General features: G+C 70.7%; 8 protein-coding genes. 7 read left to right on the top strand and 1 reads right to left on the bottom strand.

Going from position 1 to position 13,353, the window contains the following annotated elements; all coding sequences use genetic code 11:
- The first annotated feature begins 102 nt into the window (after positions 1–102).
- The 6 genes from mfd to WBA97_RS03165 all read left to right on the top strand — a co-directional run bounded on the left by mfd (position 103) and on the right by WBA97_RS03165 (position 11,303).
- Complete coding sequence (mfd, locus tag WBA97_RS03190; protein WP_424229169.1) at positions 103–3,654, top strand: transcription-repair coupling factor; 3,552 nt, start codon at positions 103–105, stop codon at positions 3,652–3,654.
- A 24-nt stretch (positions 3,655–3,678) separates the two neighbouring features.
- Positions 3,679–4,641 (top strand): hypothetical protein, encoded by a 963-nt coding sequence (locus tag WBA97_RS03185; protein WP_424229136.1) that lies wholly within the window; start codon positions 3,679–3,681, stop codon positions 4,639–4,641.
- Positions 4,638–5,573: a MazG family protein gene (locus WBA97_RS03180; RefSeq protein ID WP_424229135.1), complete on the top strand. Its 936-nt coding sequence runs from the start codon at positions 4,638–4,640 to the stop codon at positions 5,571–5,573. The genes WBA97_RS03185 and WBA97_RS03180 overlap by 4 nt, the downstream gene beginning before the upstream one ends.
- Positions 5,574–5,986: 413 nt before the next feature.
- Positions 5,987–9,187 (top strand): S41 family peptidase, encoded by a 3,201-nt coding sequence (locus WBA97_RS03175; protein ID WP_424229134.1) that lies wholly within the window; start codon positions 5,987–5,989, stop codon positions 9,185–9,187.
- 94 nt (positions 9,188–9,281) lie between these two features.
- On the top strand, positions 9,282–10,145 hold the full coding sequence (locus tag WBA97_RS03170; protein WP_424229133.1) for a class I SAM-dependent methyltransferase: 864 nt from the start codon (positions 9,282–9,284) through the stop codon (positions 10,143–10,145).
- Between the two features lie 408 nt (positions 10,146–10,553).
- Positions 10,554–11,303 carry a murein transglycosylase gene (locus tag WBA97_RS03165; protein WP_424229132.1) on the top strand — a complete coding sequence of 250 codons (750 nt, stop codon included), beginning with the start codon at positions 10,554–10,556 and terminating at the stop codon, positions 11,301–11,303.
- Here the strand turns inward: WBA97_RS03165 and WBA97_RS03160 are convergent.
- On the bottom strand, positions 11,300–11,686 hold the full coding sequence (locus tag WBA97_RS03160) for a tetratricopeptide repeat protein (protein ID WP_424229131.1): 387 nt from the start codon (positions 11,684–11,686) through the stop codon (positions 11,300–11,302). The two genes, WBA97_RS03165 and WBA97_RS03160, sit on opposite strands and share 4 nt — an antisense overlap.
- Positions 11,687–11,843: 157 nt before the next feature.
- Between WBA97_RS03160 and eno the strand changes: the two genes are divergently transcribed.
- Positions 11,844–13,130 carry a phosphopyruvate hydratase gene (eno, locus tag WBA97_RS03155; RefSeq protein WP_424229130.1) on the top strand — a complete coding sequence of 429 codons (1,287 nt, stop codon included), beginning with the start codon at positions 11,844–11,846 and terminating at the stop codon, positions 13,128–13,130.
- The last annotated feature ends 223 nt before the right edge of the window (positions 13,131–13,353 follow it).

Raw genomic sequence — 13,353 nt, 5'->3', positions numbered from 1 at the left:
GGTGGCTCTGGGCACGTAGGGTGGGTACGAGAACCCCTTCCGCCGGGCTCGTCCCGGGCAGGGGTATGTCCGCGCGTGCTCCGAGGGGTATCTCCAGTGTCGCTGTCCGGTCTGCTGCAAGCAGTGCTGCCCGACCCCGCCCTGACCAAGATCACCGAGTCCGCCGGGGCGGCAGGCCTCGAGCTGGAAGGCCCCACCGCCGTCCGGCCACTGGTCACGGCCGCCCTGGCCGCACGGAGTCCCGTCCTCGTGATCACCGCGACCGGCCACGAGGCAGACGACCTCACCGCCGCGCTCCGGGACCTGCTGGACAAGGATTCCGTCGTCGACTTCCCCTCGTGGGAGACGTTGCCGCACGAGCGCCTCTCTCCGCGCGCGGACACCGTCGGCCGCCGACTCGAGGTGCTGCACCGGCTCCGCCGCGACGACCCGCCGCGGGTCGTGGTCGCCACCGTGCGCAGCCTCATCCAGCCGATGGCACCCGGCCTCGGCAAGCTCGAACCGGTCCACCTCGCCGTCGGCGAGGAGCAGGACTTCGACGGCGTCGTCGAACGCCTCGTCGAGCTCGCCTACACCCGCGTCGACATGGTCGAGAAGCGTGGCGAGTTCGCCGTCCGCGGCGGCATCCTCGACATCTTCCCGCCCACGGCGGAGCACCCGGCCCGCGTCGAGTTCTGGGGCGACGAGGTGTCGGAGATCCGCTGCTTCGCCGTCGCCGACCAGCGCTCGCTGCCGACCGAGATCACCGAGGTCAACGCCCCGCCCTGCCGTGAGCTGCTGCTCACCGAGGACGTCCGCGACCGGGCGATGGAGCTCGCCGAGGAGCAGAACGCGGGCGGCTCGGCCGACGCCCACCTCGCCGAGATGCTCGTCAAGCTCGCCGACGGCATCCCCACCGAGGGCATGGAGGCGCTGATCCCCGTCCTGTGCGATGGCGAGCTGGACCTGCTCACCGACGTCCTGCCCGAGGGCGCGCACGTCCTCGTCATCGACCCGGAGAAGGTCCGCACCCGCGCCCACGACCTCGTCCGCACCGGCCAGGAGTTTCTCGAGGCCGCGTGGATGGCCGCGGCGGGCGGTGGCAAGGCACCGCTCGACCTCGGCGCCTCGGCCTACCGCGGCCTCGGCGAGATCGCGCAGCACGCCCGCGACACCGAGCACCCGTGGTGGACGCTCTCGCAGCTCACCACTCCCGACGAGCACGTCGTCCAGCTCGACATCGCCGGTGTCGAGGGCTACCGGGGCGACGTCGCCCGTGCCTTCACCGACCTCCGCGCCCACACCGCCACCGGCGGCGCCGCCGTGCTCGTCGTGCCCGGCGCGGGTACTGCCCGCCGCGCGGTCGAGCAGCTCTCCGAAGCCGACGTCGCGGCCACCTTCGTCGAGGAAGGTCTCACCGGACCACCCGCGAGCGGCATCGTCACCGTCGTCCGCGGTGCCCTCGAGGAAGGCTTCCTCGCGCCGGAGTGCGCCCTGGTGGTGCTCACCGAGACCGACCTCACCGGCGGCAGGCACGGCACGTCCACCAGGGACCTCTCCGCGAAGATGCCGTCCAGGCGGCGCAACGCGGTCGACCCGCTCGCACTCAGGACCGGCGACTACGTCGTCCACGAGCAGCACGGCATCGGCCGCTACGTCGAGATGGTCCAGCGCACCGTCGGTGGCGCGACCCGCGAGTACCTACTGCTCGAATACGCCTCCTCCAAACGCGGTCAGCCCGGTGACCGCCTGTTCGTGCCCACCGACCAGCTCGACCAGGTGTCCCGCTACGTCGGCGGTGAGCTGCCCACCCTCAACAAGCTCGGCGGCTCCGACTGGAAGAACACCAAGGCCAGGGCCCGCAAGGCCGTCAAGCAGATCGCGGCGGAGCTGGTACAGCTCTACGCGGCCCGCCAGTCCGCGCCCGGTCACACGTTCGGCCCAGACACCCCGTGGCAGCGCGAGCTCGAGGACGCGTTCCCGTTCACCGAGACCCCGGACCAGATGGCCGCGATCGACGAGGTCAAGGCCGACATGATGCGCAGCGTCCCGATGGACCGCGTGATCTGCGGTGACGTCGGTTACGGCAAGACCGAGATCGCCGTGCGTGCCGCGTTCAAGGCGGTGCAGGACGGCAAGCAGGTCGTGGTCCTGGTGCCCACCACGCTGCTCGCCCAGCAGCACCTCAACACGTTCACCGAGCGCATGGCCTCCTTCCCGGTCACCGTGAGGGGCCTGTCCCGGTTCACGCACGGCCCGGACGCCGAAGCGGTCATCGAGGGCCTCGCCGCCGGTGAGGTCGACGTGGTGATCGGCACACACCGCGTGCTGCAGACCGGCATCCGCTACAAGGACCTCGGCCTCGTCATCGTCGACGAGGAGCAGCGGTTCGGCGTCGAGCACAAGGAGCACATCAAGGCGCTCCGTACCCACGTCGACGTGCTCACGATGTCCGCGACCCCGATCCCGCGCACGCTCGAGATGTCGCTCGCGGGCATCCGTGAGATGTCGACCATCCTCACCCCGCCCGAGGACCGGCACCCGATCCTCACCTACGTCGGCGGCTACGACGACAAGCAGGTCGGCGCCGCCATCCGCCGCGAGCTGCTGCGCGACGGCCAGGTGTTCTTCGTGCACAACCGGGTCTCCTCCATCGAGAAGGCCGCGCGCAGGCTCCGCGAGCTGGTGCCGGAGGCCAGGATCGTCACCGCGCACGGCCAGATGAACGAGGACCGCCTCGAGAAGATCATCGAAGGCTTCTGGACCCGCGAGTTCGACGTGCTGGTCTGCACCACGATCATCGAGACCGGCCTGGACATCGCCAACGCCAACACCCTGATCGTCGAGCGCGGCGACCTGCTCGGCCTCGCTCAGCTGCACCAGCTCCGCGGCCGCGTCGGCCGCGGCCGCGAGCGTGGCTACGCCTACTTCCTGTACCCGCCGGAGGCGCCGCTCACCGAGACCGCTCACGACCGGCTCGCCACGATCGCGCAGAACACCGAGCTGGGCGCGGGCATGGCGGTGGCCATGAAGGACCTGGAGATCCGCGGCGCGGGCAACATCCTCGGCGCGGAGCAGTCCGGCCACATCGCGGGGGTCGGCTTCGACCTCTATGTCCGGCTCGTCGGTGAGGCGGTCGAGGCGTTCCGCAAGCACGCGGGTGCCGAACCTGGCGAGGAGGAGGAAGAGCTCGCCGAGGTGCGGGTCGACCTGCCGGTGGACGCCCACATCCCGCACGACTACGTGCCGGGCGAGCGGTTGCGGCTCGAGGCCTACCGCAAGCTCGCCGCGGCAGGCGACGCCGAGGCGCTCGCCGCTGTCGAGGAGGAGCTGAAGGACCGCTACGGCAACCCGCCGCTGCCGGTGCAGCGCCTGTTCGCGGTGGCGGCGTTCCGCCAGAGGTGCCGAGGGCACGGCGTCACCGAGGTGACGGTGCAGGGCAGCACGATCCGGTTCGCGCCGGTCGCGCTGCGCGACTCGCAGCTCGTGCGGCTGAAGCGACTGCACCCCAAGGCGAACTACAAGCCGGTGAGCGAGCTCGTCACCGTGCCTCGGCCGACGGAGGGCGCCGCGGGTGGCCGGATCGGTGCGCCGCCGCTGCGTGACGTCGAGCTCCTGGACTGGTGCGCAAAGCTCCTGGACTCCCTGGTGATCGCCCCCGCTCCGGTTGGCTAGCGGGCTGTGAGAGGCTTGGCGACCGTGACGAGTGTCCTTCGCCGTGCCGTAGCGCCGATCGCCGCCGTGACCGCGCTGGTTGCGACGTTGTCCGCGTGCGGGACCGGGCCAAGCCAGGTGAACTCCGCTGTCATCCTCGATGACCACGTGATCTCGGTCGACGAGGTGCAGGCCTTGATCGACAAGGTGGTCGAGGAACCGGCCGCGCGGCCTCTTGCCCAGCAGCGCAAGCTCGACCTCGTCGCGCGCGAGGTCGTGTCGCAGCTGATCACGCATCAGCTCCTCACCGAGGTCGCCAAGGAGGAGGACCTCCAGGTCGACCAGGAGCAGCTGTCGCTGCTCCGCGAGCAGGACCCCCTCGGCCAGGAGCTGCCCACCGACGGCAGTGTGCCCGCAGAGCAGCTGGTGCCCGCGCTCGTCAACCGGGCCCGAGGGTTCGACGCGTACGCGACCGACAACCTGCTGCTGATCGAGCTGGCCAACAGCTACCTCGGCCGCGTCGACGTGAAGTACAACGTCGCGGGGCTCTCCGACTACGACGACGCCAAGGCGCTCGCGGAGAAGGTCGCCGCGACCCCGGAGAACGGTCCCTCTCTCATGCGGGCCGCCTCGACCGAGGAGCTGCCGCCGCAGCTGAACTCGGACACCGGGCCCGGCCCGCTGGCACTCCAGCTGATGGTGCCGGACGACTCGGTGCTCCTCATCAACCAGCCGTCCTCCGAGCAGAGCGCGGCCGGCTTCTTCGTGGTGCAGGTCCTGTCGAAGAAGGTGGCGTCGAGCCCGTCGCCCGACTTCGACCCGAGCCAGGTCGACCCGAGCCAGCTGCCGCAGTACGGCAGGTACCTGCTCCGTGAGCACCTGCTCGGCAGGAGCCTTCGGGTGAGCCCTCGCTACGGCGTGTGGAACCTCGCGGAGATGAAGGTCCTGCCCAAGTCCGAGGCCGGAGTCGCCGGGCTCTTGCTGCTGCCAGACGCCGACAAGTCGTGACGCCCGCGGCCGGGCCCACCCAGTCGGGAACGGCCGTCGTGCTGCTCGGGCCCGGCGATTCGGTCCCGGCCGCCGCCCTGTCGCTGGTGCGTGGCGCGGCGGCCGTGTACACGACAGAGGACGCGCCGCCCCCCGCCGCGCTCGCGGAAGAGGCGTTGTCCGGCCGGCTGGTGCTGCTGGCCGCCGACCTGGACCACCCCGCGGCCGCCGCTCTCCTCGCTCGCGGTGCGGCGATCGTGCGGCCGGAGCCGGTGTACGGCGCCGGCCTGCTGGACGCGGTCGCGGTGATGGACCGGCTGCGCTCGCCGGGTGGCTGCCCGTGGGACGCGGAGCAGACGCACGACTCGCTGAAGCAGTACCTCGTGGAGGAATGCTTCGAGCTGCTGGAAGCCATCGAGGACGGTGACCGGGCCGCGTTGCGCGAGGAGCTCGGCGACGTGCTGCTGCAGGTGCTGTTCCACTCCCGTGTGGCACAGGAATCGCAGGACGCCCCGTTCTCCATCGACGACGTCGCGGCCGAGCTGGTGACGAAACTGGTCGGCCGCCATCCGCACGTGTTCGCGGGCGGTGATCCGGCGGTGCGGGACGCACGCACGCAGGAACACCGCTGGGAACAGCTGAAGCAGCAGGAGAAGAAGCGCGAGTCGAGTGTCGACGGGGTGGCGATGGGACAGCCCGCGCTGGCACTGGCCGCGAAGCTGGTGCAGCGCACGGCACGGGCCGGGCTGCCTGCCGATCTGCTGCCCGGCTCGTCGCTGTTCGCGGCGGCGGCCCGGTCGAAGCTCGCGGGCGACGATCCGGAGGGTGTGCTGCGCGCGGACGCCAGGAAGTTCGCGGCGGACGTGCGTGCCGCGGAACAGGCGGCCCGCTCCGAGGGCGTGGACCCGGCCGCCATGGACGCGGCGGAATGGCGCCGGTTCTGGCCGTCCTGACGATCGTGGCTCCGGGGTGACTGGCTTGTGTCATGCCCCCACAATGCGGGCGATCACGGCCGTTGTCTCCCACAAGCCCGAGCGAATGGGACTTTCGTCCGGACTCGTCCACCGCGACCCACTGGACACAAAGGACTGAACGGGGCCGGTGACCGGCCAGACCGGCTGGTGACGGGCATCGAATTCCGGTGGGGAACCCGCGCGAACGGCGGTCGGCGCCCGCCGCCGCGTCGCTCGCGGAGCGCGGCACCGGACGGAGCCGATCGACCCGTGCCGCGGCGGCGGGCGGCCGGTGTGACGAACTACTGGAAAACCGCAGTTTTCCGAGCCAATGGGCCATTCGCTCGCATTGGTTCCGCACGCTGCCCTTTTAGGCCGTCACTTAGTCGGTGATCGCGGCTAACGTGGCGGCCGTGAACGACGCCTACCTCCGATTCCCACACCTCCACGGCGAACTGGTCACCTTCGTGGCCGAGGACGACGTGTGGCTCGCGCCGCTGGGCGGCGGCCGGGCCTGGCGAGTCTCCGCCGACCAGGTCTCGGTCGGCTCCCCGCGCTTCTCCGCCGATGGCACCCGGCTGGCCTGGACCAGTTGGCGCGACGTCGAGCCGGAGGTGCACGTCGCCCCCGCCGACGGCGGCCCCAGTCGTCGCCTCACCCACTGGGCCGATGTCAACACCGACGTGATCGGGTGGACGGCGGCGGGCGAGGTGCTCGCCGTCAGCACCGTCGGGCAGCCGAGCATCCGCCGCACGTGGGCCTACGCGGTCGATCAGGAGGGCGGGACGCGGAAGCTCCCCTACGGGCCGGTCGGCGGCATCGCGACCAGCGAGGACGGTGCCGTCCTCCTGCTGGGCGCCACCTCGCGGGAACCGGCGTGGTGGAAGCGTTATCGCGGCGGCACGGTTGGCAAGCTGTGGCTCGACGCGGACGGGTCCGGCGAGTTCGCCCGTTTCCTACCGGACATCGGCGGCAACCTCGCGTCGCCGATGTGGGTGGGCGACCGGATCGCGTTCCTGTCCGACCACGAGGGGATCGGCGATCTGTACTCGTGCCTGCCGGACGGCGGCGACCTGCGCAGGCACGCGGTCGACGCCCCCGGCGAGTTCTACGCCCGCAACGCGACGACCGACGGCCGCCGCGTGGTTTTCCACCGCGCTGGCCGGTTGTGGCTGGTCGACGGGCTCGACAGCGAGCCGAGGGAACTGGACGTCCGGCTCGGCGGCCCACGGCTCGCGCGGGTCCCGTACCCGGTGCGGGCGGCCGACGAACTCGGTGATCTGGGGCCCGACCACACCGGCCGGGGCAGTGCCATCGAGGTACGCGGGACCGTGCACTGGCTCACACACCGGGACGGGCCGGTGCGTGCGTTGTCGGCGGAGCCCGGGGTGCGGGCCAGACATCCGCGCACGCTCGGCGAGCAGGTCGTGTGGGTGACCGACGCCGAGGGTGAGGAGGCGCTGGAGATCGCGCCGGTCGACGGGGCCGTGGCAGGCGCCGCGCCACACCGCGTCGGCGTCGGCAGGCTCGGCAGGGTCCTCGAACTGGCGGCGTCGCCGGACGGCAGGCGAGCCGCCGTCGCGACGCACGACGGTCGCGTGCTGCTCGTGGAAGTGGACACCGGTGAGCTGCACGAACTCGTCCACACCACCGATGGAGACCCGTGCGACCTGGCGTTCTCGCCGGACTCCGCGTGGCTCGCGTGGTCGCACCCCGGTCCGAGTCCGTTGCGCAACATCAGGATGGCCAACACCACCGATCTGTCCATAGTGGACGTGACGCCGCTGCGGTTCGTGGACTCCGATCCCCAGTTCACGGTCGACGGCAAGCACCTCGCGTTCCTGTCGATGCGCAGCTTCGACCCGGTCTACGACACGCACGTGTTCGACATGTCCTTCCCGTACGGGACCAGGCCGCACCTGGTGCCGCTCGCGGCGACCACGCCGTCGCCGTTCTCACCGCACCTGCGGGGCAGGCCGGTGGACGACGAGCCGGACGGCAAGGACAAGGACAAGGACGGCGACGACGACGCGCCGCCGCGCACCACGCTCGACCTGGAGGGCCTTGGCGAACGAGTGGTCGCGCTGCCGGTGCACGCCGCCAGGTACGGCCACCTTCTCGCGGTGAAGAACGGCCTCGTGTGGCTGCGGTACACCCTGTCCGGGGTGCTCGGTCACGACGGGAACGGCGAGGACGACGACGGCGAGAAGACCGTCCTCGAACGCTACGACTTCACCAAGCGCAAGCACGAGACACTGGCCGAGGGTGTCGACGGTGTGTGGGTGACCGGCGACGGCGAACGGCTCGTGGTGCGCGAGGGCTCGCGGCTGCGGGTGCAGGCGTCCGACGCCAAGGCGGACTCGTCCGATGACGGTGGCGACGACATGCGGGTCGACCTGTCGCGAGTGCGGGTGCAGGTGGACCCGGCGGCGGAGTGGCGCCAGTCGTTCGACGAGGCGGGCAGGCTGATGCGCGACCACTTCTGGCGCGCGGACATGAACGGCGTCGACTGGCCCGGTGTGCTGACGCGGTACCGCCCGCTGGTCGAGACCGTCAACTCGCATGACGAACTTGTCGACCTGCTGTGGGAGGTACAGGGCGAGCTGGGCACGTCACACGCGTACGTGACGCCACCCGGCGATGGGGTGGAGCCGGCGCGACGGCTGGGGTTGCTCGGTGCGGACCTGGTGCGCGACGGTGGGGTGTGGCGGATCGAGCGGATCCTGCCCGGCGAGTCGTCCGACCCGCGTGGGCGTTCACCGCTGCGCGCACCCGGGGTGGCGGTCCGCGCCGGCGACGCGATCGTCGCGGTCGACGGCCGCGCGGTCGACCCGGCGGTGGGGCCGTTCCCGCTGCTCGCGGGCACCGCGGACAAACCGGTGGAGCTGGTGATCGCCCCGGGCGGCGGGGGCGCGAACCGGAGCGTCGTGGTTGTGCCGCTGTTGGACGACATGCCGTTGCGCTACCACGACTGGGTGGCTGACCGGCGGGCGTACGTGCACGAGACGAGCGGCGACCGGCTCGGCTACGTGCACGTGCCGGACATGGTCGCGAACGGCTGGGCCGAACTGCATCGCGACCTGCGCCTGGAGGTCCGGCGCGAGGGCCTGATCGTCGACGTCCGCGAGAACCGGGGCGGCCACCTCTCCCAGCTGGTGGTGGAGAAGCTCGGTCGCAAGATCATCGGCTGGCAGATCAGCCGCGACGCGAACACCGCGGAGAGTTACCCGCACGACGCCCCACGCGGCCCGGTGGTGGCGGTGGCGAACGAGTTCTCCGGCTCCGACGGTGACATCGTCAACGCGGCGATCAAGGTCCTTGGCATCGGCCCGGTAGTCGGCACCAGGACGTGGGGCGGCGTCATCGGCATCGACATGCGCTACCACCTGGTGGACGGGACCTTGGTCACCCAGCCCCGGTACGCGACGTGGCTGGAGGGCCCCGGTTGGGGACTGGAGAACTACGGCGTCGACCCGGATGTCGAGGTCGTGATGGCTCCGCAGGACCACGCCGCCGGCCGGGACCCGCAGCTGGACGCGGCGATCCGGTTGGCGCTGGAGTCGTTGGAGGTGACGCCCGCGGCTGTTCAGCCTGAGTTGCCGCCGTTGGGTTGAGGTGTCGGCCGCGGTTCCCACCTCCGGGTTGTTTTCGCATGACTCCTACTCGCGTAGGTGGACACGGTTCTCGCGTCTGTGGCTGTATGAGGCGGTGCGTGGGTTTGATCCGCAGGTCGAGGAGATGATGTTGGCCAACCAGGCCAACTGGGATCAGCGCACGCCCATTCATCTCGCCAGTGCGTTCTACGGTGTGGACGGATCCCGGGAGCCGGACACCTGGTTCGCCGACTACGAGTGGGCCGACCTCGGTGACCTTCGGGACGTCGACCTGCTGCATCTGCAGTGCCACCTGGGGGTGGAGTCCATCGCGCTGGCCCGGCGTGGCGCACGGGTTGTCGGATTGGACATCTCCGGTGAGTCCGTTGTCCAGGCGCGGTCCGTCGCCAGGCAGCACAACGTGGCGGTCGAGTACGTCCAGGGGAATGTCTATGACGCGGTCGACGCCGTCGGGGGACGGCAGTTCGATGTGATCTACACCGGGAAGGGCGCTCTCTGCTACCTGCCCGACCTTCCCCTGTGGGCGGACGTTCTTGCTCGGCTGTTGCGGCCCGGTGGGTCGTTCTACGTTGTCGAGTTTCATCCGCTGCTGTACTCGCTCGGGGTGGTGCCGCCGGACGGGGAGGAGGAGTTGTTGTTGCGCAACGATTTCCTCTCCGGGCGTGGGGCCGAGGAGCGGGACGCCACCTACACCTACACCGACGGTCCACCGCTGACCGACGCCCGCGTCTCCTACGAGTGGCGGCACGAGATCGCGGAAGTCGTCAACGCGCTCGTCGGGGCCGGGCTGCGCATCGAGCGGCTTCGGGAGTCCGCCAGCCTGCCCTGGCCTCGGTGGCCGGGGATGGTCCGGGACGAAGACGGGTGGTTCCGGCTGCCCGACGACGCGCCTCGGATTCCCCTGCTCTACGCCCTGGCCGCCCGGAAGGGACTAGCCAGTCCGCCTCCCCGGCATTAAGAGTGTTGGTTCCGGCCCAGCGCAGGCGCCGGACATCGAGGTGGTTGGTGGCTGAGTGCCGTCACGGTCCCCTGAGGTCACTGTTTCAGGTCCAGGCCCTCGCGCAGGTCCATGGACAGGCCAGCGGGCCGCCCTGGCGGTGAGCGTCGTCGTGACCTGACTCACATTCCTGCGCGAACCCGAGCCCCAGCCGGTTGCGGCGACGATGTGTTCATCGTTGCCTGGATCAGCTTGTTCGGCCAGGTCGGGCTTGGAATCGTCACTCGGATGGGCGTGTTTCGCGACGCTTTCCGGCCGGGTGAGTCACACCACGCCGCGTGGATACGTAGCCTGGACTTCGTGTCCTCTCCCGTCCCGACGATCGATCGTCTCGCACCGGAGCCTCCGCCTCGCCGCCGACTCGGCTGGTTGATCTTGTTGGTGGCGGCGCTGATCGCGGGCGTGACGGTCATCGTGATCGGGTTCAACCGTGCCGACCCGCTGACCGCGCCCGCCCCGCCGCCACCGGGCTTCGAGGTGCCGGAGCTGAACGTGGCACCCGGCGCCGCGATACCGACGGCCACCGCCGTCGCGCAGGGCAGGACCGGCACGAGCTTGTCGGCGTGGGCGGAGCGGCTGTCGGAGAAGACCGAGATCCCGGCCCGCAGCCTCGTGGCGTACGCGGAGGCGGAGATCGCGGTCCGGACCGCCAACCCCGCCTGCAAGATCAACTGGGCCACGCTGGCGGGGGTCGGGCGGGTCGAGTCGCACCACGGCCGGTACGGCGGTGCCGACATCGGCGACGACGGCGTGCTGGCGCCGCCGATCATCGGCATCCCGCTCGACGGCTCGCCAGGCGTGCGGGCCATCCCGGACACCGACGGCGGCCGCCTCGACGGCGACACCCGGTGGGACCGCGCCGTCGGCGCCATGCAGTTCCTGCCGACGACGTGGGCGCGCTGGGGTGCACGGGCAGCCGGCGACGGCGCCGAGCCCGACCCGCAGGACATCGACGACGCGGCGCTGTCCGCGGCCACCTACCTGTGCGCGTCCGGCGGTGACCTGTCGAGCGCCGCGGGGTGGTGGGAGGCCGTGATGACCTACAACAGGTCGGTGACCTACGGCAGGAACGTGTTCGACGGCGCGGACGCGTACGCGAAGGCCGCGGCCAAGCTCTAGCGATCCCGTTCGACGGATAACCTCGCGCTGACCTCGCCGAGTGCCTCCTGGTAGGCGGGGTCGGGGTGCATGGCGACCGCCAGCCGCAGCTGGGTCTGCGCCTCCGTGAGCCTGCTCATCCGCTGCAGCGTCTTGCCGAGCGCGAACAACGCGTAGTGGTCGGTGGGGTCCAGCTCGATGACGCGGCGGAACGCCTGCTCGGCGCGGCGCAGCTGCGCGGAGATGAGGTAGGCGCGGCCGGCGAGCAGGTGCACGGACGACTTGTCCGGCTCAGCCTCGAGAATCGGTCCGAGCGCCGCCAGGGCATCCAGCGGCCGGCGTTGTGCCACCAGCGACTCGGCGCGGCGGAACGCCTCGAAGTAGCCCTGGGCGTCTCCGGTCATGGTGCGCTCAACGCTACCCGTGAGCGCGCTGTTCCTGAAGATCCACGTGGGTGATCACGCTCCGTTCTCCCGGCGATGCGCGTGCCTCCAACGGGGGAAACCACGGGCTGGGTACTCTCGTGTCGAGTCATCCCTGAACCGGTTGAGGAGCAAGCACGTGGCGGTAATCGAGCAGGTCGGTGCGCGGGAGATCCTGGACTCACGCGGTAACCCGACCGTCGAGGTGGAGGTCGCACTCGACGACGGCACGCTGGCCCGCGCGGCGGTGCCGTCCGGGGCGTCCACGGGTGAGCACGAGGCCGTCGAACTGCGCGACGGCGATGCCAAGCGCTACTCCGGCAAGGGCGTGGAGAAGGCCGTGGCGGCGGTGCTCGACGAGATCGGGCCTGAGCTCGCCGGCGTGGACGCCGTCGACCAGCGGATCGTGGACCAGAAGCTCGTCGACCTTGACGGCACGCCGGACAAGTCGCGGCTCGGCGCGAACGCGATCCTCGGCGTCTCGCTCGCCGTCGCCAAGGCGGCCGCGGAGTCGAGCGGACTCGAGCTGTTCCGCTACATCGGCGGCCCGAACGCGCACGTGCTCCCGGTGCCGATGCTGAACATCCTCAACGGTGGCGCGCACGCCGACACCGACGTGGACATCCAGGAGTTCATGATCGCGCCGATCGGCGCGGAGTCCTTCCGCGAGGCCCTGCGCTGGGGCGCGGAGGTGTACCACTCGCTGAAGTCGGTGCTCAAGGGCCGCGGCCTCGCCACCGGCCTCGGCGACGAGGGCGGGTTCGCGCCGTCGCTGTCGTCCAACCGCGAGGCGCTCGACCTGATCGTCGAGGCCATCGAGAAGGCGGGCTACAAGCCGGGCTCGCAGGTCGCGCTCGCGCTGGACGTGGCCGCGACCGAGTTCTACTCCGACGGCGCGTATGTCTTCGAAGCCACCAAGCGCAGCGCGGAGCAGATGGCCGCCTACTACGGCGAGCTGGTCAACGCCTACCCGCTCGTGTCGATCGAGGACCCGCTGTCCGAGGACGACTGGGACGGCTGGGTGCGCCTGACCGACGAGATCGGCGAGCGCGTGCAGATCGTGGGCGACGACCTGTTCGTCACCAACCCGGAGCGGCTCGAGGAGGGCATCGCCCGTCGCGCGGCCAACGCGCTGCTGGTGAAGGTCAACCAGATCGGCACGCTGTCCGAGACGCTGGACGCGGTGAACCTCGCCACCTCCTACGGCTACCGCAGCATGATGAGCCACCGGTCGGGCGAGACCGAGGACACCACGATCGCGGACCTGGCCGTCGCCACCGGCGTCGGGCAGATCAAGTCGGGCGCCCCCGCCCGCGGCGAACGCACCGCCAAGTACAACCAGCTGCTGCGCATCGAGGAGATCCTCGGCGACGCGGCACGCTACGCGGGCGACCTCGCCTTCCCCAGGTACAACTCCGAGAGCTAGTGTCCCGAACCGGAAATCTGGCACAAAATTCGGCGGCCCAGCTTCCTTCTGGCGGCGTTGCCGATCCACCCAAGTACGACCCGGTACGAGAGAGGATCGGTGCCTTGCCGGCAGAAACCTGGATCCACCGACTCACGCACCGCATTTCCGGTTCGGGACACTAGGCCCATGGCCGACCGCGAGCCCGGACGGGACACCGAACGACGGCGTGCCACCGGTGGCA

Source organism: Actinophytocola sp., from assembly GCF_049647105.1.
In the GTDB taxonomy this organism is placed as follows: domain Bacteria; phylum Actinomycetota; class Actinomycetes; order Mycobacteriales; family Pseudonocardiaceae; genus Actinophytocola.
This window is presented reverse-complemented; position numbering and strand designations above follow the sequence as displayed.

Bases quoted from the DNA above. Each gene is read 5' to 3' on its own strand.
- WBA97_RS03160 (WP_424229131.1), bottom strand. From the start codon at position 11,686: ATGACCGGAGACGCCCAGGGCTACTTCGAGGCGTTCCGCCGCGCCGAG.